At 46.8% G+C, this 18,802-nt stretch carries 16 protein-coding genes; 5 read left to right on the plus strand and 11 right to left on the minus strand.

The genetic code is table 11. The features are described from left to right. Window positions 1-18: 18 nt before the first annotated feature. The 11 genes from OH463_RS03420 to OH463_RS03470 form a co-directional block, all read right to left on the minus strand. Window positions 19-957 carry a type VI secretion system baseplate subunit TssG gene (locus OH463_RS03420; RefSeq protein ID WP_269990524.1) on the minus strand — a complete coding sequence of 313 codons (939 nt, stop codon included), beginning with the start codon at window positions 955-957 and terminating at the stop codon, window positions 19-21. 12 nt (window positions 958-969) lie between these two features. After that, window positions 970-2,721 carry a type VI secretion system baseplate subunit TssF gene (tssF, locus tag OH463_RS03425; protein WP_269990526.1) on the minus strand — a complete coding sequence of 584 codons (1,752 nt, stop codon included), beginning with the start codon at window positions 2,719-2,721 and terminating at the stop codon, window positions 970-972. Continuing rightward, window positions 2,714-3,136, minus strand: coding sequence for a type VI secretion system baseplate subunit TssE (gene tssE, locus OH463_RS03430; RefSeq protein ID WP_005451929.1), 423 nt, complete (start codon window positions 3,134-3,136; stop codon window positions 2,714-2,716). The genes tssF and tssE overlap by 8 nt, the downstream gene beginning before the upstream one ends. Beyond that, on the minus strand, window positions 3,136-4,530 hold the full coding sequence (locus OH463_RS03435; RefSeq protein ID WP_045416604.1) for a type VI secretion system contractile sheath domain-containing protein: 1,395 nt from the start codon (window positions 4,528-4,530) through the stop codon (window positions 3,136-3,138). The genes tssE and OH463_RS03435 overlap by 1 nt, the downstream gene beginning before the upstream one ends. A gap of 68 nt (window positions 4,531-4,598) precedes the next feature. Further along, a complete protein-coding gene (gene tssC, locus OH463_RS03440) occupies window positions 4,599-6,077 on the minus strand; it encodes a type VI secretion system contractile sheath large subunit (protein ID WP_005426542.1) in 1,479 nt (492 codons plus the stop codon). Then, complete coding sequence (tssB, locus tag OH463_RS03445) at window positions 6,077-6,580, minus strand: type VI secretion system contractile sheath small subunit (RefSeq protein WP_005443648.1); 504 nt, start codon at window positions 6,578-6,580, stop codon at window positions 6,077-6,079. Before tssB ends, tssC begins: the two co-directional genes overlap by 1 nt. A 20-nt stretch (window positions 6,581-6,600) precedes the next feature. Beyond that, the gene (locus OH463_RS03450; protein WP_005426582.1) at window positions 6,601-7,122 is read right to left on the minus strand and encodes a type VI secretion system tube protein Hcp; all 522 of its coding nucleotides are present in this window, start codon (window positions 7,120-7,122) and stop codon (window positions 6,601-6,603) included. A gap of 33 nt (window positions 7,123-7,155) precedes the next feature. Further along, complete coding sequence (locus OH463_RS03455) at window positions 7,156-8,625, minus strand: type VI secretion system protein TssA (protein WP_269990529.1); 1,470 nt, start codon at window positions 8,623-8,625, stop codon at window positions 7,156-7,158. Window positions 8,626-8,826: 201 nt separating this feature from the next. Continuing rightward, window positions 8,827-9,129 carry a PAAR domain-containing protein gene (locus OH463_RS03460; RefSeq protein WP_005426629.1) on the minus strand — a complete coding sequence of 101 codons (303 nt, stop codon included), beginning with the start codon at window positions 9,127-9,129 and terminating at the stop codon, window positions 8,827-8,829. Beyond that, complete coding sequence (locus OH463_RS03465) at window positions 9,126-9,734, minus strand: DUF6931 family protein (RefSeq protein ID WP_269990530.1); 609 nt, start codon at window positions 9,732-9,734, stop codon at window positions 9,126-9,128. The genes OH463_RS03460 and OH463_RS03465 overlap by 4 nt, the downstream gene beginning before the upstream one ends. After that, the gene (locus tag OH463_RS03470) at window positions 9,734-11,716 is read right to left on the minus strand and encodes a type VI secretion system Vgr family protein (protein ID WP_269990531.1); all 1,983 of its coding nucleotides are present in this window, start codon (window positions 11,714-11,716) and stop codon (window positions 9,734-9,736) included. The genes OH463_RS03465 and OH463_RS03470 overlap by 1 nt, the downstream gene beginning before the upstream one ends. A 134-nt stretch (window positions 11,717-11,850) precedes the next feature. Here OH463_RS03470 and OH463_RS03475 point away from each other — a divergent pair, with 134 nt between their 5' ends. From OH463_RS03475 to acnD, 5 genes are all read left to right on the plus strand, one after another. Beyond that, window positions 11,851-12,741, plus strand: a complete 891-nt coding sequence (locus tag OH463_RS03475) for a hypothetical protein (RefSeq protein ID WP_005426534.1) — start codon at window positions 11,851-11,853, stop codon at window positions 12,739-12,741. 277 nt (window positions 12,742-13,018) lie between these two features. Further along, window positions 13,019-13,771: a GntR family transcriptional regulator gene (locus OH463_RS03480; protein ID WP_049536121.1), complete on the plus strand. Its 753-nt coding sequence runs from the start codon at window positions 13,019-13,021 to the stop codon at window positions 13,769-13,771. Between the two features lie 110 nt (window positions 13,772-13,881). Further along, window positions 13,882-14,778, plus strand: coding sequence for a methylisocitrate lyase (prpB, locus tag OH463_RS03485; RefSeq protein ID WP_269990532.1), 897 nt, complete (start codon window positions 13,882-13,884; stop codon window positions 14,776-14,778). A 132-nt stretch (window positions 14,779-14,910) separates the two neighbouring features. Then, on the plus strand, window positions 14,911-16,053 hold the full coding sequence (gene prpC, locus OH463_RS03490; RefSeq protein ID WP_038894135.1) for a bifunctional 2-methylcitrate synthase/citrate synthase: 1,143 nt from the start codon (window positions 14,911-14,913) through the stop codon (window positions 16,051-16,053). Between the two features lie 132 nt (window positions 16,054-16,185). Beyond that, entirely contained in the window at window positions 16,186-18,795 is a 2,610-nt protein-coding gene (gene acnD / locus OH463_RS03495) for a Fe/S-dependent 2-methylisocitrate dehydratase AcnD (protein ID WP_182878425.1), read from the plus strand. Window positions 18,796-18,802 lie beyond the last annotated feature (7 nt).

Genomic DNA, 18,802 nt, shown 5'->3' on the forward strand with positions numbered 1-18,802 from the left:
GTCGCGATGTCTACCTAGCTATTTCAGAAGAATCCGAATCCGCTCTGTAGGTTTACGTTCAGGGGCGAGGCAATCCACTTCACCCAATTTCGCGGCTTGATCTGGTTGAGCAGACAGCCTTGGTTTTTCGAGATACGCACGCTTAACGTTGAGATAAATAGAAATCGGCGTGGCGTCTCGTAAATAATGTTGAATGAGCTGGCGCATGTGGCTCGCCAACTGAGTATCTCTATGAATTTGATGCAGCTCTTTGCGGTTGGCTGGCTGGATGCTCACTACAAGATGTTGGTTGTAAGTCATGCACGTTTTGCCAATGAGGAAGCCTTGTCCGATTCCGCTGTTGTAGTCGTCTTTTTGTCCCAAACGGGTAAGAGAACTTGCTGGTAACTGACGACGTTCATGGCTCTTAGTCGACACATCGATTTGGTAAGGGAAGTAGTCGTTAAGGATCTGCTCTAACGTTTCTAAGTTGCGATGCCCTTGAGCGAACAACAGCGAATATTGGAACAGCGCGCCGTGTTCGTGTTTCAGGTTCGCCAGTTGTTTGAGTAGATCGGTTTTTTCTTTTGCCAGCTCTTTCTGCACCAAGAGATGAGGAGCGAGTTCTAGCTGAGCGGCAAGTTCAAAATGGCGCTGATTGAATACGTCTAAAAAGTCTTTCAGTGCGTGATCATCGTTATGCAGTGCAAACAACAATTCTTCATAGATGTAGTTTGGGATAACCCCTTGTGCGCCAGATAGTGCTTGCTGAGCAATGCGAACCTTGGCGCTGTGGTCACTGAACGAGAAGTATTGAATATCGTCGGCATCACCATGAGGCATGGCTTCCGCTTTAAGCTCTAACTTCAGCTTGTGCCCAGACTGTTTTGCCATTTGCATCAGCAATCGCATTGCTAGAGCAAAGTCATACTCATGTGGGTTCGCTTTTAAATCGTTAATCAGTGACATCGACATCATCTATCTTCCACGCTACATCGAGCGTTGGCTCCCGTGGATTTTTGGGTAACGCCTCGCAATGCCATCTTTGCCATAAAGACGAATTGTGAGCTGAATGTAGCGATCAAAACTACAGAACTGTTGGAAGAAGCGATTCAATACATCGGTGAAAGTCAGATAGTTACCAGAGGTATCGAGAGTGATTTCAATCTCTGTGCCCGGAGAGAAGACGTTCTTGCCAAGAATACGCATCGATGAAACTTGCGAGCGCACTTTTACTGACTGAATCATCTGAATTTCATCGCTTACCAACTGATTGCGGCTACACAATTGCAGCATTTGCTTAAGCTGCTGAGTCGGATCTTCAGAGTGTAAAAGTGACGAGAAGTTACTGTTCAGTAGCCCAATAAATTGCCAGTGCATATTAGCGTCAGATTCACGCTCTATTGGAGCTGACGGTGGGTAGAGCGAATGAAAATCGCCGGGTAAATCTATCGGCTCTAAACATGTCATCTCACCATTGATGGTGCATGCTTGTTTGCCATTGGTACAAAGAAGGCGAGTACCGTAGAGTTTGTTGAATTCGAGTTCTTGGTTGGCGTTTAGGCTGATCGCCAATCGCAGTTCACCTGTGGACTCCTTTCGGCTTTGCCAGTAATCGCAATGTGGGTCGCTTTGGTAACTGTCTTTAAACAGTGGCGTCAGCAGTTTTTGACCGCTCGACGTAATCTCAAACACATCCAAAATGTCGACCACTTGAATCTCATTATCGGTATGCGCATCGGCATTAACGGGAATGGTCAGGCTACGTTGGTCATAGCTGGTTGGTTCGCCCGTTTGCTCGAAGAGGTTCACCGCAGGCACTACATTGAGCTTAAACACTTGGTTGTCGAAAAGACGGATAAACTCCATCGGTAAAGAGTGCATGAACAGGTTTAATACCACAGTGGAGCAATCATGTTGCTGACAGGCTTCACCAAAGCCTTTAAGACGGAAGAACTGACGTTTCTCTTTGAAGAAGAAAAATTCATTCATCAAATGGTAGCCAGAAAATTGATTGCCTTTTTGTGGCAGAAACTGAAACTGCTTATCGCTGATTCGGCTCTTGAGCTGATTGGCAGCCAAGACAGCGTGATTCTCACCATTGATGTCGGAAATCGATATTGCACGCGCTTCACTGAGCAGCAGTTCAACCAAGGAGTCCGCATTGTTCTCGAAACCTTGAACAAAGAAGTCGAGATCTTCTAACGCTAATTGACTGAAGTGCACATCATCATCTCCAGTAGATAGAGTGAGCTGAATAACGGCGGTAGTTTGTTCACTGCCTTGTGGGCGATTGAAGTCAAAGGGCGCACTGCTTGCCTTGGTGTCAATCAGTGCAAATGGTGTAGTTTTGAGTTCATCCGTAGTGGTGAACAAACATGTTTTGCCGTGCGATTCGGAAGAAAAGCGTGTGCCTTTGGGAAGCGTCGTGCTGTCGGTGGAAGGCGCGTCTGTGCTCATTTCTAGATACGCCACACTCGGTACCGTTTGAATGTAACTTGGGTAGAGTACGCCAAGTAGTCCTTCGACAACTTCAGGGACTTGCTCAGATAGACGTTTTTCAACGTTGGCATTCAATAGTGCCACGCCATCCAATAAGCGAGCCAAACTTGGGTCTTCGATTTGTCCCTGATGGATGTTTAGGCGTTGTGCGTGTTCTGGATGTTCAGAACCAAATTGACCGAGAGCACGGCGAACAAAAGTCAGCTCTTGCTCGTAATAACGCAGTAGAGGATCACTCATACAAATCCTCCTTCATATCGGTGGTCATGTCGCTTAATGAAATCTTGGAATCAAAAATCAGCTCTTTTTCGCCCTGTGCCGTTTTGGCTTTGGCGACAATATTGAACGCGATGGTGTTTTCTCCCGCTTTACGTTCAACAAGTTCAACCATGACTTGGCTAAGACGAGGCTCGAAATGTCGAATGTAGTTTTCTAGTTTGAGGGCTAATTGCTGGTGGTCGAGACTGGCACTCAACAGGTGCACATCCTCGATGCCAAAACGGTAGTTAGAGCGCTGCACTTCGGTTAACCGATCATCAATGCTCATCAGTGACGCTTCCGAATCGAACAGACGAGTGAGGTGATATTTGATGTCCTCGATATCATCTCGACGAGTGGTAGGGGCAGTTTGCACAAAGGTACGCCAAAAACTCATTACGCCACCTCATCCAATTCTGTTGTCAGCACCACTTCGCCGCTGAAATGGTCGTATTGATACTGCGGTACGATGCGCAAAGTACAGACGAAATTGCCCGGATGATGGTCAGAGTCGCACACGCTGATCTTTGCAAAACTCAATGGGTATTTTGATAGGGTTTCTTCGTTGGCGTACGCGACGTTACTAGAGAATTTTTCAACCCACTGAGAGAGGAACAACTCACACTCAGCAGCTGTTTTGAAGCTGCCAATCATCTCTCGCACTTGTACTTTGAGATAATGTGCAATACGGCAAGACATCAACGAGGTTTGGATTTGAGTGAGGACTTTCTCATTATCAGATTCACTGTTGTGCCAAATCGAATTGTTACCATTGAAGTAAAACTTGTCGCTCAAAGGACTCTTAGTAAGAGGGATAAAACCACTGCGACTGTAGAAGGTCGACAGTTGCCCAAACAAGGTCACTTTGGTTTGAGGTTGAACCAGAAAATGACTATCGCTTTGGCTTTGATTGACCACAGCACCTTGGTTGTTGTCGTTCCAACGAGATTTCAAGAAGCCAAACCAACTTACACGTTGATGCTCTCGCATAATGGTGGATACAAATGCAAAGCCCGCATTGCCCCAAAGTCCGTTTTGTTTCTCGTTGTATATGAAACCCACTTTGGCGTTTTGATAACGTGTACGCATGCACATTTCTGGCATCACTAAACCGACAAAACGCGCAGAGGACTTACTGCGTAAAGACTGCCACGATTGGTAATCAGGACTAGCAAGGATCTTCTCGATTCGGTTGATATCAGACAGCCAGTCTGCGCCGGATTCGACAAAGAAATCGCGATTAGGAGCAAATAGCATTGGGCATAACGTTGCTTCACCTAAGCGGCTCAATAGTTCTACGGTGAACAAATCATCGTAGTCGGATTCGAAATCCATATCTGCCGCGATAGGTTGTGTGAACAGCAAGCAACCGAATGGATGTCCGCCTAAGGTGTTTAACTCTTGGTTGCCGATCTTATTGTACAGCTCAGACGTTTTGGTGCTGTAGGCTTGATTGACGTCGGAAGACACTTCTTCCCAACTCATATTGAGAAGCTTGAGTTGAGTGCGTTGGTAATTAACGGGCAGGGTGGCTAAGCCTTGAAGCCCTAGCCAATTGGTTTGCAGTGCCTCAAATTCTGGATGATGCAATAACTCATCCATCTGTTTCGAGAGCTTATTGTCAATCTCTGCAATCAAGCGCGAAACATGTGTGATAAGCGCATCGGGATTGTCTAGCGCGGAGCGAGACACTTGAGACAGTAAAGAGAGCGCCTCTTGTAAAAAGTCGCTGTCTTTATCGTCTAGCTGTATAAATTGGGTCTGCCAACCTGAGTGATAAATCTTACTCATACTATCCTTGTGACCTAAATCGAATTGGCTTGGTCGAAGCATCCTACTTCGACCAAGCTTTATCATGCTTAACCTGGGATCTTCGCTACCATGCGAACCGACGTAGTCAGTTCTTCAAGTTGTAGCCAAGGTCTTAGGTGAGCAACGGCTGAATACGCGCCCGGTTTGCCCGGTTGTTCAACCACTTCAATGCGAGACTCCGCCAATGGCGTTTTCGCTCGTTGATCGTTACCAATTGCACCTGCGTTGGTGTATTGATCGATCCACAGTTGAAGTTCACGTTGAATGTCTGGCGCTTCTAGGTTTGAACCTAGCTTGTCGCGGCCCATGACTTTCAAGTAGTGAGCGATGCGACCACTTGCCATGATGTAAGGAAGACGCGCTGAAATCGCTGCGTTTGCTGTTGCATCTGGATCTGTGTAAGTCTTAGGTTGCTGCGTTGTTTGACCGCCGATGAACACGCCGTAGTTTGAGTTCTTGTAGTGAACCAGTGGCAAGAAGCCTAGGTCACTTAACTCTTTCTCGCGTTCGTCGGTTAGGTTCACTTCTGTTGGACATTGCTGAACCAAGTCGCCAGCTTCGGTCTTGTACGTTAGGTTTGGTAGGTTTTCCACTTTACCACCGTTATCCAGACCGCGAATCGCTGTACACCAACCGTACGCAGTGAACGCTTGCGTCATTTTCAGACCCAACTCGTAAGCCGCATTTGACCAAACCAACTCATCATTGCTTGATGGGTTCGGGTTGCCATCTTGGTCTGTGTTTAACTCTTCGTAGCTAAACAGCTTGGTGCCAAGACCTTTCTCACCGTAAGGAAGGCGAGCCAGTGTGCGAGGTAGTGTTAGAGTTACGTAACGCGCGTCGTCACTTTCACGGAACGAGTTCCATGCAGCATAAGCCGGAGAATCAAAACCAGCCGCGACCGGTTTGCCTTCTTCGAAGGTAGTGAAGTCATTGAACTCAAACATTTCTGCGTTTGCTGCGGCAATGAACGGAGCGTGACACGCAGCGGCTACTTCGCCCATGTAGCGTAGTAGGGCGACGTCTTCATCTTTTGCGCTGAACTCGTAGTCACCGATGAAGGTGCCATACGGTTCACCACCTGCTGTGCCGTATTCGCCTTGGTATACCGCGTTAAACAGTGGGCTACGGTCGATGGCTGGCGCATCTTCAAACTGATCAAGTAGTTCGTCTTTGGTGTAGTCGACCATTTTGATTTTCAGTGAACGTCCTAGGTCGCTCTCTTTAACCAGTTTTTGCAGACCACGCCATGAACCTTCTAGCTTTTGGAAGTCATTTTCTTGCATGACTTTTGATAGCTGTTTAGAAAGCTTTTTGTCGATCTCTACGATGGCGTTTTCAATTGTTTTGGTGACGTTCTTGTCCCAGGTTACCGTGCCGCTTAGCGCTTGCTCTGCTAATACTGAGAACAGTTCTTTCGTTGTGTCCGCTGGCGTTTGTGTGGTCGCTTCGATTGCACGATCCAGAAAGCTCAGCGAAGCTTCAGCCGCTTCTGCTTGTGGTTGGTTTTCAACTTCCGTCGTCATTATTCTGCTCCTTCTTTCTGGATGCCTAGCTCATCGGAAAGGGCGTTGATAGTGTCTGCGCTTTGCAGAACTTCCTTGAGTAGCTTCTCTAGATCACGAGAACGGTCCGCTTTTGAAAGCAGTACTTTGAGTTGGTTACGAGTTTCAACAAGCTTCTTGAGCGGTTCAACTTGCTCAACGATGGCTTCAGGCTCGAAATCTTTCATTGATGAGAATTTCAGACTCGCTTCGATTTGGCTGTCGTCATCAACCAAAACGTTGTCCACTTTGAGTGATAACTCAGGGCCAACCCGCTTCATAACAGTATCGAAGTTGTCTTTGTCGACGTTATAGAAGGTGCGATCTTCCACGTCCTCTTTGTCTTGCTTGTGACCTGAGTAATCACCGACGACTCCCACCACAAAAGGGAGTTCTTTGGTTTCTACTGCGCCATTCGTCTCGACATCGTAAGTAATACTTACACGGTTTTTGCTAACTCGCTTGTGTTGGGAGTTCAGTGCCATAATGGTATCTCCTTATTCCATTAAGAAGCTGTCGAAGTAACTTTCGCTGTCGTTGCGTCAAAGCCCACTTCAGGACCTTTCTCGATTTTGCCGCCTTCGCCTTCGATGTAGTACGCTTTAGAAATCTCGGTGTAAGTGAGGCTGAATGATTCATTTGGTAGGTGACCATCCGACGCGCCCATGTTGTAGCTCGACATACGCGCAGCACTTAGTGTCAGGATTAGGTATGGATCTGCACCAGAACCTTCACGGTTTGGCTTAGTCATCACGATCTCGATGGTTTTGCCTTCGCCACCTGGTGCGTAAAGGAAAGTCGTTAAGTACGGTGTCGCACCATCACAGCCACGAGAGATGTTCACTTCACCTAGCGCGACCATGCCTTGGTCTGCGTTGTTCGCATTACCGACGTCGATGCCAACGCCACGAACGGCACTCCAGTTCACTGTATCAATAGCAAAAAATCCATCCTTGCCACCGATCTTTTCTACCGTTGCAGCACCTTTTGGTGTGGTGCCATCAATTCTCATGTAAATAGAAGCCATTTGGTTCTCCTTTGCTTTTTAGCATTTTTTGCTTCACCACTCGAAATCGGTAATACCGCTCGACGATTGAGTAGTTTTTACTTCTGGTTGGTTGGTTGTATTTGGAGTGTCGCTTTGCTCTGACGTTGTTGTTTCAATTGACGTTGCACTTTGAGACTCCTCATTAGAGGCTGTTTGAACCTCAGTCGCAGGTGGTACGGTCGGAACCGACTCTGACACTGATTGTGGTTCAGGAATTTTCTTCAGAATGGTTTGTTCTAAGTTGTCCATTCCTGTGAGTTGATTGATATGGTCGAGCACTTGGTTGTTGCCACCAGTCATTTCTTGGAGTAGTTCTGGTAAGCTCAGATAACCCCAACGAATTGCGCGCTCTAGCAAGAACGGAACAGGGCTGTGTGGCTCGGTTTGTTTGAAGTAGTCGGCGAGCTTTCTAAGTTCATGAAAGGCGTGGTCGCGATTGTGTACTTGAACATCGATGCTAACGGAAGGCGCTTGGATAAGGGGTTGAGTCTGTGTGGTTGAAGTGGGGGGCACAGAATCGATTTGCTGAGTAGAAGACGTTTGGCTCGTTTCTTTACTCGCTTGACCCGTTGTTTGAGCAACTGATTCCAATATGTTATCAGTCGGCTCAACAGCACTTACGCTTGGTAGTTCTATCTCAGCGGCTTGTGGTTCATCTTTTAATAGCCTAAATTTTTCGTCTAACGGCCACTTGGAAAAATTATCTTCGGTGAGGTAACGAATCGCATTTATAAGTTCAGCGATGTTTTCTTTGATGAATTTGAAACTTACTGGCGTGGCGTTAATTGGTTGGCAATGCTTCGCGATGGCTTGTTCTGTAGTATCAAGATTCTTATACGTTTGCGCCAGATCCATTAAGATGTCTTGCGTGTCTGCGCTGAAAAGGTTTTGCGCTTTAGTTTTGATTTCGCCAAGCGAACCGTTGCGCTCTGCACGTAGGTAATCTGCAAAAGTGATGTCATCAATCAAGCCGATTAACTGCAAAGGCATATACACGGCAGTTGTATCATGAGTTTCGCCAACAAGCTGTAGCAAAGGCTTCATACGGAACTCAGCACGTTCTCTCGCTATGCCAGACTCCTCAGCGCTTTTTAGTTTGTCTTCAGGAAGGAATGGATTGAGAGAGTCCCAAAACTGCTCCACGGTGCTTAGAAGAACTTGCGTTGCGTCGGCAAGGTTTCGATAGGGTGCGTCGGTGAACAACTGACTGGTGATATACCAACCTAGTAACTCCAAGTCTTTGCTTGACTGGGTGAGAGCGTGAAATGTCGCGGTACGCAGCTGCGTCCAGTTTTCATCATTACTCTCAAGTAAGGATTCATCACTGGATGCTTCGGGCGTTTCCACCAACTGGCGAAATGACGATTGCGCCGCATTGTAACTGTTTCTCAGTGCTCGATAGGCACTTCTATCGAGTTTTAGATAGACGCCGCTCGGCGATCCATCTGTGATCGGTGCCAAAAGACTATCAATGTCAACCATATTCAATCCATGAATTATTGTTTTATTAAGCCAGAGATAATTCCCTTCCTCTGGTTTCATAGTTTGTAAACTTCAGTCTAGTGAGGATTTTCCTAAATAGCCGATAAAAATTAACTATTTAATAAAAACTAAGATGTCGATCCAAAAAATTGGTCGGATGAATGCTTCTATCAATATAATATCCTGATTTATAAAGAGGTTTTATCCCCCTATAAGTACTGTGGGCATACCAGCAACAATACTGCCGCCATGAGAAGTGGTGTCTCCCATTCGGGCGGCAGGTTTATTGCTTAATAGCACGGTCGTGCTTCCCATCGCGATAGAATCTGGGGTTCCAACGCACACGCAAACGTCACTTACTGTCGCGGCCGGTAAGCTACCGATCAACACAGTAGGTGCCCCAGGGCCGGTGACCGGACCACCCACATGAGGAATTGGTGGCGTTGCAGGTGTCTGCATTGGGCAAACATGCATGTCAGTGATACGAGCAGCAGGTAATGTCATCGTACTTCTCCTTGTACTGCAGTTTGTGATTGGCTAACTGAAGTGCCTTGACCGCCTGCAGCGATATCCAACGCCATGGCGATTGCGGCTTGATAGTAAGGTTTCGTCTTGTCCCATTCAGGAAGGGCCGCTGCGTGATTGATAGCTCCCGCAGTCGCTTTGGCATACAAAAATGGATCAGGCATGACGGGTGGAATATCTGGTGCAACGATGCTGCCCGAACCATTCCAAAATACCGCTTGAGCAAGCCAAGATGGACCGCAATTCAGTTCCAATCGATGAGAGAGATGTTCGGCTTTGCGGCGCAATTCTTCGGAGGGTGAACGCACCCAAGCCATACACGTTTCGACACTTTGTTTTTGAAGGGGTGACCATTCCTCATTGCGTTGATTTAAACACAACGCTCCCCACCAGATTGCCTCCCGGACGGGTAGAGCGTGCGTCAAAAACTGAACGAGATCGTTGTAGAGCTCTTTGTCTGTGAGTGATTGAATTGCATCGTTGATGCTGGTTTCTTCGTTGAGTAGCGCTTTAGCCTCGTCACTGGCTTTGAATCTCGGTAGTATTTGCTCTGCCGTTTGGTATGGAATCTTCTTATATTTCATTAGTTAACCTTTACAATTGCGCCTTTTACTTCACCCATTACACCGCCATCAAATGTCGCTTTGAGACCCGATTTGAACTCGGCACTCAAAGAGCCTTCAGCAGAAAGCGTGGTGTCCGCTTTGATGGAAATACTCAAGCCAGAAATACTGTTTGAACTGGTTGCTTCAAGAGCGGTCGTGGTGCCAGAAACTTTGTTGGCTGAAGTGGCTTTGCTGGTGACATTGGTCCCTTCCAAATTCAGTGCGCTGCTCGCTTTGATGTCGATATTGGTTGCTTCAATGGCAATGGATGATGAGGACAGGGTTATTTTGCTTGAGCCAACTTTGAGCTCGATAGAATCGTCAGCTTCAATCGAAATCGACTTGGCTTTTTCGCTCAGTGCTTTGGTTACGCTCAGCGAGTAGTTGTCTTCTGTCGACACTGATACCGCTTTGGTGACCGCCTGGCTCAATTCGCCCTTGATGGTTTCGGTTTGGTTGTTTTCAACTTCTTGCGTCAGGTCTTTGGCTGCATGAAGGTAAAGCAGTTCATTGTCTTTTTTATCATCGAAGTAGAGCTCGTTACTCTGTCCAGAAAGTTGAGTTTTGATGCCAGACTTTGTTGTATTGGCTTCTGCGTATGGCGGGGCATTTTTGCTGTTGTAAACGCTGCCCGTGATGATAGGTCTATCTGGATCGCCATCGATGAAAGAGACCAGCACTTCTTGCCCGACTCGTGGCACAAATTGAGCACCGTAACCACTTCCCGCAAGCATTTGTGCGACACGAACATAACAACTGGTTTTGTCGCCAGTTGCATCTGTATCCCATTGGAACTGAATACGCACGCGACCTTGTTCGTCCTGATTAATATCACCCGCGGTTGAGCCAGCAACGACTGCGCTTTGTAAGCCCTGAACCACTTGTTTTGAGCGAGGTTGAGGGTAGTGAGGGGTATCTTTTGGGATCACTTTTAGTCTGGTGCTGCTCTCTGCATTTTCGGTGTATTCCACTTCCATACTGACGACCGAAAAGTCACCAAGTTGCTCTTTGTCTAGATGGCTTGAGAGCGAGAAGTAAGTACCGAGCTCGAAGAGATCATGTTTTGCGCTGGCAATGACACTTTGGTAATCCTGCTCAACATACTCGATTCGACGTTTGGCAAGATTGCTAGAGAGATCTGTCATATCACCGCTGATACCCAAAGTTGGGTAACGCGTGTTGGCGAGTTTAGTGTTGTTGGCAATGGTATTACTGGAGGTTTTACTGCCGCTGGAGATGAGTTTTGTCTGCGAATAATCGTAGCTTGAAAGCTCTACGCTCGCGCCATGAAAGGCAACGGTCGGGCACCAATCTTCAATCAGAGGGAGTGAGCCAGTCGGTGTTTCTTTCATGTCGAACTTTGCTGTGCTGGCTTTATCAAATGGGGTTTGAGCATCTTGCAAAATCATAGTGTGTGAACCACTCGTATGCTCGAAATAATAATGAACACCTTCCTCAGCGAGCAGGCGAGAAACGAAATCAAAATCTGATTCGTTATATTGCAAACAATATTCACGCTTGGTTGAAGGCATGCTGGATATTTTATAGTTTCCTTTGAAACCAGCGTTGTCGAAAATATCACTGACGATTTCTTGTGTGGATTGATTTTGATAAACCCGGAAGGAATGTGTGTGTTTTAATAACCAAAACCACGGTTTAAGCGTTATTTCGTATTGGTGGTTTTGTAAATTTGAATCCATTCCTAAATGTTGGATCAATGTCACAATTCCGTTGTAGGAACGATTAAGTGTATTACTGCCAGATTCGTTGAAATAACGGTTTATTGTAAGAAATTGCCCCAACTGATCTTGCATGTCAAAGCCACTGGATACCAGCATCGCTTTGATTTCAAAGGGCTCTGATAAGGCTTGCTTTACTGTTGCATTGCTTATGATATGTTCTTGATTACTTGAGTCTTTTGCAGACATTAAACTAGCCGAACTGCTGTATTTATCAGCCATTGCATATCCTTATGCTTGAACTTTTCAATAATAAAAATTTGAAATATAAATACTATTATTAATCAAATTACTCAAAAAATAGCAGTATTAGATCTTATTCGCTATTCGATTTATTAAAAGAAAAGGAGTTCTTTATGGCGAGTCAAAATGCAAAAAAGATGGCGAAAGAATTTTTGCAAAATGTAGAAAAGGACAGTAAGTCATATCACAAAAGTTGGGCGAGAAAATTCGGTAATAAATACCAATCTGCAAAGAACTGGGTGAAACGTGACAAGAAAATGGTCGCGATGGATATTGCACAAAAAGGGGTAAGGACTGGTATCGGGATGATTCCATTTCCCGGCTCGAAAGAGGGGGCAGCCCTGTTGGAAGTCGCAGGTGGGGCAGCGTTAAAAGCCGCTTCTCGCAAAGCGTGGGAAGAGGGCTCAAAGAAAGGGGTTAAATCTCTTCTTAACAAAAAAATTGAATCTGCTCGCAAGCAACTTAAAACTAACTCGGTAGGAAAAGTCGATCACGAGTTCTTGGCGCTTTCTGCTCGTAAGCGTGATGAACACATTCATGCGATTCGTAAGCTAGTGAAGTACGAGGTGAAGTTGTTACCAAAGCGTTCTGATGAGCTCAGTTTGCGTTTATTCAAGCTTAAAGAGGCGATCAATGAATCCCGTGTGAAGCTCAACAAAACCACCATGTCTTCCACGTCCGCTATCGACAACATGCAAGCATGGACGGAGTTCTTTTCTGCCATCAAAGAGGTCGAGCATTACCAAGCGAAATTGCGTGAAAGCCTGATTCAAGTGCAAGAGATCACCAAGGATGTAGAGTGGTTCTTAGCGGCTTCTGAAGCGACTACTGACCAGATGAATGCACAAAACCTACCGCAACTGGAAGAAGCATTTGACCAGATCCGCCGCAGTTACGGTAACATCAATTCGCTGAAACAACTGCAAGACATGATGTTGGAGAGAAACCTCGTTGAATCCGGGTTGTTGGATGAAAAAGACTTAACCTACAAACTGGTCAACTAGACAAAACTTACCGCTAGCTACCAAATTGAACCCAAATAGGGAGCTGTTGTGCTCCCTAATTTTGTTTACTTACTGAATTTATTTAACTTTTATTGTCGACAATCTCGAATTGTTCTCATTAAATTGCCTATTTATCCATTCATAAATCACTCAATAGCACTATACCTTAGTCTAAATTGTCGACAATTTGCTTGATTGTCGACAATCTGATCGTCTATTTTATATTCAAGTTAACCAATTGTTGAAACTTTGATTTCTAAATACGAGTGCCTTGAATATGAATACAGAATTGAAAACTCGTCATAAAGTGATTGTCTCTGAAAAAGAGCACACTAAATCTGAATCGCTGACCGAATCGTTAGTGGAAGCGATTGTGAGTGGTGAAATTGAACCGGGCAGTAAAATCTCAGAGCCTGAATTAGCCAAGAAATATCAAGTGAGTAGAGGTCCTTTACGTGAAGCCATGATGCGCCTTGAAGGACTTGGTTTGATTGAGCGCATTCCGCATGTTGGTGCTCGTGTTATTACTTTCTCCCCAGAAAAACTCATCGAATTGTATTCAGTCCGCGAAGCGTTAGAAGGCATGGCGGCAAGGCTCGCGGCTCGCTATATCACTCAAGAAGAATTGTTGAGTTTGGAAATGCTATTGTCGACACATTCCAAACATATTGACGAAGTCGAAGGATCGTCTTACTTCCACCAGCATGGTGACTTCGACTTCCATTATCGAATCATTCAAGCGAGCCGAAACAGCAAGCTTATCTCTTTGCTTTGCGATGAGCTGTATCACTTGTTGCGCATGTATCGTTACCAATCGCCACGTGCGCAATCTCGTCCTAACGAAGCACTCAACGAGCACAAATTCATTCTGCAAGCGATTCGCAACCGTGATGAAGAACTGGCAGAAATGCTGATGAGAAGGCACATCTCAGGCAGCCGAAAACTTATCGAATTACAGATTTCAGATTCCAAAACTTTACCCAAAATAATTGGAGTTGCGGCGCGGCAACAAGACAATTCAGCCCTATGAGCATAGGTGCGCTATGTAATTTTGGCGGCCGGCGATCCGGTGAATTGGCGCAGTTAACAAAGCTGCAGCTTCAAGTATGAAGGGTAAAACAAGACTAGAAGGAAATTGTCATGAGCTTATCTCCGGGGGCGAAGTTCAGACTCGCCATTGAGCAAAACAACCCACTGCAGATCGTCGGCACCATTAACCCATACTGCGCCATGATGGCGAAAAACTTGAGTCACCAAGCTATCTATTTGTCGGGTGGCGGCATCGCTAACGCGTCTTACGGCTTGCCAGATCTTGGCATTACGACATTGAACGACGTTTTGGTGGACGTAGACCGCATCACCAATGCGTGTGATTTGCCATTACTGGTTGATATCGATACCGGCTTTGGTGGAGCTTTTAACATCGCACGCACTATCAAAGCGATGGAAAAAGCCGGTGCGGCGGCAGTGCACATGGAAGACCAAGTGGCGCAGAAGCGTTGTGGTCATCGCCCAAACAAAGCGATTGTTAGCCAACAAGAAATGGTCGACCGAGTGAAAGCGGCGGTGGATGCACGTACTGACGAGAGCTTTGTCATTATGGCTCGCACTGATGCGTTGGCGGTGGAAGGCATGGACAGTGCGATTGAACGTGCGATTGCATGTGTGGAAGCTGGCGCAGACATGATCTTCCCAGAAGCCATGAACCAGCTAGACCAATATCAGCAGTTCTCAACAGCGCTCGAAGACGCAACAGGGAAGCATGTGCCGATTCTTGCCAACATTACTGAGTTTGGACAAACGCCACTGTATGGCTGTGAAGAGTTAGCGCAATCCAAAGTGGACATGGTTTTGTACCCATTGAGCGCATTCCGTGCGATGAACAAAGCTGCCGAGATGGTTTACAAACACTTGCTTGAAGTTGGCAACCAAGAAGCGCTGCTTGATTCAATGCAGACACGAAAAGAGCTGTATGAGCACCTTAATTACCACGACTACGAGAATAAGTTAGACAAGCTGTTTTCGGAGGGTAAATAAGGTCAACAAAGAAACAAACGGAAGCCCAAGAAAAAGATAGATAAACGGAATCTCTAATCCAATAACGTGAAAATTGTCTGATTCAAAAGAGCCCATTAAGAGAGCCAAATCAGACAGAAAAGGAGTTCAACAATGCCTCATTCTGTAGAAAAGAAAGCTGAGATAGGTGGCGCAGGTCTACGCGGTCAAAGCGCTGGAAGCACAGCTTTATGCACTGTCGGTAAAACGGGGACGGGTCTAACGTATCGTGGTTACGATATTACGGACTTGGCAAATCATGCTCAATTTGAAGAAGTCGCGCATTTGCTGTTACGCGGTCACTTACCTAATCAACAAGAGCTAGACGCCTACAAGACACATCTATTGAGCTTGCGTGGCTTACCAGCGGAGCTTAAGCAAGCGTTAGAGCTGATCCCTTCTGATGCTCACCCGATGGACGTTATGCGCACAGGTTGCTCTATGCTGGGTAACTTAGAGCAAGAAATGGACTTTGAGCAACAGCTCCATGCTACTGAGCGAATGCTGGCGCTTTTCCCTGCCATCATTTGTTACTGGTATCGCTTCAGCCACGATGGCGTACGAATCAAAACGCACGATAACAGCGAAGACTGCATAGGCGGCTACTTCCTAAAACTTCTTACTGATAAAGCACCAAGCGAAACGCACAAAAAGGTGATGCACTGTTCTTTGATTCTTTATGCAGAGCATGAGTTTAATGCCTCAACATTTGCGGCGCGCGTGTGTGCTTCTACGCTTTCTGATCTTCATTCTTGTATCACAGCTGCTATCGGCACGCTACGTGGTCCACTTCATGGCGGTGCAAACGAAGCGGCGATGGAGATGATTCAAGATTGGCAAACGCCAGATGAAGCAGAAGCCAACATTCTTCAGATGTTAAAGAACAAAGACAAAATTATGGGCTTTGGGCATGCGATTTATCGCGAAAGTGACCCTCGTAATGCACTGATTAAGCGTTGGTCAGAAGCATTATCGAAAGAGGTGGGTGACACGCATCTTTACGCGGTTTCTGAGCGCGTGGAATCCGTAATGAAGCGCGAGAAAGGTCTGTTCTGTAATGCCGACTTCTTCCATGCTTCGGCTTACCACTTCATGGATATTCCGACCAAATTGTTTACGCCAATCTTTGTGATGAGCCGACTGACAGGTTGGGCGGCGCACGTGTATGAACAACGAGCGAACAACCGAATTATTCGCCCAAGTGCGGATTATACAGGACCGGATCATCAAGACTGGGTGCCAATCGAACAACGCTAGCGCGTGACGCCTCTTTGTGAGTTTTGTCTTGATGGCATTCACAAGGGGCGTCTTTTTCACCGCGATTCCATTTCAAAAACAGTATCGCGGTGCGTTCAGGCACAAGATGTACACTAAAGCGGAAGCAAGCCCATGAGCATCACCACAAATATAAATACTCAATATCGTAAGCCGCTCCCGGGAACCCAACTCGATTATTTTGATACCCGAGAAGCTGTTAACGATATTTCTCCAGGAGCCTATGAAAAGCTCCCATACACCTCACGCGTTTTAGCAGAGCAGTTGGTTCGTCGCTGTGACCCAAATACGCTCACTGATAGCTTAAAACAGTTGATTGAACGCAAGCGTGACCTCGATTTTCCTTGGTATCCGGCGCGCGTGGTTTGTCATGACATCCTTGGACAAACCGCATTAGTCGACCTCGCTGGTCTACGTGATGCGATTGCCGAACAAGGCGGTGACCCAGCGAAAGTAAACCCTGTGGTTGAAACGCAATTGATCGTTGACCATTCACTGGCAGTTGAACATGCAGGCTTTGACCCAGAGGCGTTTGAGAAAAACCGCGCGATAGAAGAGCGCAGAAACGAAGACCGATTCCACTTTATCGAGTGGTGTAAAACGGCGTTCGAGAACGTTAGCGTTATTCCTGCAGGTAATGGCATCATGCACCAAATCAACTTGGAGAAGATGTCTCCGGTTGTGCAAGCCAAGCAAGGCATTGCTTACCCAGATACCTGTGTCGGCACAGACAGTCATACACCTCACGTTGATTCTCTTGGCGTGATTGCGATTGGTGTCGGCGGTTTAGAGGCGGAGACGGTTATGCTTGGTCGCCCGTCGATGATGCGTCTACCAGACATTGTTGGCGTGAAGCTGACTGGTAAGCGTCAACCGGGTATTACCGCTACCGATATCGTGTTGGCGATTACCGAGTTCCTGCGCAATGAACGTGTGGTTTCATCCTATCTCGAGTTCTTTGGCGAAGGGGCGCGAGACCTAACCATCGGCGACCGCGCGACCATCTCAAACATGACGCCAGAATACGGCGCAACCGCTGGGATGTTCTACATTGATGAGCAGACCATTAATTACCTCAAACTGACAGGGCGCGATGATCAACAGGTCGACTTGGTTGAGAAGTACGCCAAGCAAACCGGTCTGTGGGCAGATGATTTAGACACTGCCGTTTACGAACGCGTACTTGAGTTTGATTTGTCCCAAGTCGGGCGTAATTTGGCAGGTCCATCTAATCCTCATCGTCGTTTACCTACCTCAGAGCTTGCTGAGCGTGGTGTTTCTGGAGAGTGGCAAGAGAAAGAAGGCGAGCTTCCAGATGGCGCGGTGATCATCGCGGCGATTACTTCTTGTACCAATACCAGTAACCCAAGAAACGTTGTGGCAGCAGGTCTGGTCGCTAAGAAAGCGAATGAGCTTGGATTGGTGCGCAAACCTTGGGTGAAGTCTTCATTTGCTCCGGGTTCTAAAGTTGCTCGACTCTACCTTGAAGAATCTGGCTTACTCCCTGAACTAGAGAAACTTGGTTTTGGTATCGTGGCTTATGCGTGTACAACCTGTAACGGTATGAGTGGTGCACTTGACCCGAAAATCCAACAAGAGATCATCGACCGAGATCTGTATTCAACGGCAGTACTTTCTGGGAACCGAAACTTTGATGGTCGAATTCATCCTTATGCAAAACAAGCATTCTTAGCATCGCCACCTTTGGTCGTTGCATACGCGTTAGCCGGTACGATTCGCTTTGATATCGAACGTGATTCTTTAGGCACAGACAAAGACGGCAAGCCGGTTTACCTCAATGACTTGTGGCCAACGGATGAAGAAATTGATGCTGTGGTGGGTGAGTACGTTAAGCCAGAGCAATTTAATCAAGTCTACATTCAAATGTTTAAACTGAATGATGAGGCTCGTAACCCGAATCCGCTCTACGATTGGCGTCCGATGAGTACGTATATCCGTCGACCTCCCTACTGGCAAAAAGAGGGGGAGGGAGCACTGGCTGGTGAGCGAACTCTGTCTTCAATGCGTCCTCTTGCCGTTTTAGGCGATAACATTACGACCGACCATTTGTCGCCATCAAACGCAATTTTGGCAAGCAGCGCCGCAGGCGAATACCTCGCGAAGATGGGCGTGCCAGAAGAAGACTTTAACTCATACGCGACTCACCGAGGCGATCACTTAACCGCGCAGCGCGCTACTTTCGCTAACCCGAAACTGTTCAACGAAATGGTCAAGGAAAACGACGAAGTAGTGCAAGGATCGTTAGCGAGAGTCGAACCTGAAGGCAAAGTGACACGCATGTGGGAGGCGATTGAGACTTACATGAATCGCAAGCAGCCGCTTATTGTGGTCGCGGGTGCGGATTATGGTCAAGGATCGTCGCGAGATTGGGCGGCGAAAGGCGTTCGCTTGGCGGGTGTAGAAGCGATTGTCGCGGAAGGTTTTGAGCGCATTCACCGTACCAATTTAGTTGGCATGGGCGTACTTCCTCTGCAATTTAAAGATGGCGTGAACCGAAAGACGCTCGAATTAGATGGCACTGAACTTTATGACGTTATCGGCGATATCACTCCAGGTGCGGATTTGGCGTTGGTGATTACCCGAACTAATGGCGACAAGGTTGATGTGCCGGTGACTTGTCGACTAGATACCGAAGATGAAGTTCACGTGTACAAAGCGGGTGGTGTGTTACAACGCTTTGCTAAAGATTTCCTCTCGCAATAGATAGCGC

It is taken from the genome of Vibrio sp. NFR, assembly GCF_027587095.1.
Classification (GTDB): domain Bacteria; phylum Pseudomonadota; class Gammaproteobacteria; order Enterobacterales; family Vibrionaceae; genus Vibrio; species Vibrio harveyi.

Coding starts and splice junctions, on each gene's coding strand:
- OH463_RS03420 (WP_269990524.1), bottom strand. CDS start 957: ATGATGTCGATGTCACTGATTAACGATTTAAAAGCGAACCCACATGAG.
- tssF (WP_269990526.1), bottom strand. CDS start 2,721: ATGAGTGATCCTCTACTGCGTTATTACGAGCAAGAGCTGACTTTTGTT.
- tssE (WP_005451929.1), bottom strand. CDS start 3,136: ATGAGTTTTTGGCGTACCTTTGTGCAAACTGCCCCTACCACTCGTCGA.
- OH463_RS03435 (WP_045416604.1), bottom strand. CDS start 4,530: ATGAGTAAGATTTATCACTCAGGTTGGCAGACCCAATTTATACAGCTA.
- tssC (WP_005426542.1), bottom strand. CDS start 6,077: ATGACGACGGAAGTTGAAAACCAACCACAAGCAGAAGCGGCTGAAGCT.
- tssB (WP_005443648.1), bottom strand. CDS start 6,580: ATGGCACTGAACTCCCAACACAAGCGAGTTAGCAAAAACCGTGTAAGT.
- OH463_RS03450 (WP_005426582.1), bottom strand. CDS start 7,122: ATGGCTTCTATTTACATGAGAATTGATGGCACCACACCAAAAGGTGCT.
- OH463_RS03455 (WP_269990529.1), bottom strand. CDS start 8,625: ATGGTTGACATTGATAGTCTTTTGGCACCGATCACAGATGGATCGCCG.
- OH463_RS03460 (WP_005426629.1), bottom strand. CDS start 9,129: ATGACATTACCTGCTGCTCGTATCACTGACATGCATGTTTGCCCAATG.
- OH463_RS03465 (WP_269990530.1), bottom strand. CDS start 9,734: ATGAAATATAAGAAGATTCCATACCAAACGGCAGAGCAAATACTACCG.
- OH463_RS03470 (WP_269990531.1), bottom strand. CDS start 11,716: ATGGCTGATAAATACAGCAGTTCGGCTAGTTTAATGTCTGCAAAAGAC.
- OH463_RS03475 (WP_005426534.1), top strand. CDS start 11,851: ATGGCGAGTCAAAATGCAAAAAAGATGGCGAAAGAATTTTTGCAAAAT.
- OH463_RS03480 (WP_049536121.1), top strand. CDS start 13,019: ATGAATACAGAATTGAAAACTCGTCATAAAGTGATTGTCTCTGAAAAA.
- prpB (WP_269990532.1), top strand. CDS start 13,882: ATGAGCTTATCTCCGGGGGCGAAGTTCAGACTCGCCATTGAGCAAAAC.
- prpC (WP_038894135.1), top strand. CDS start 14,911: ATGCCTCATTCTGTAGAAAAGAAAGCTGAGATAGGTGGCGCAGGTCTA.
- acnD (WP_182878425.1), top strand. CDS start 16,186: ATGAGCATCACCACAAATATAAATACTCAATATCGTAAGCCGCTCCCG.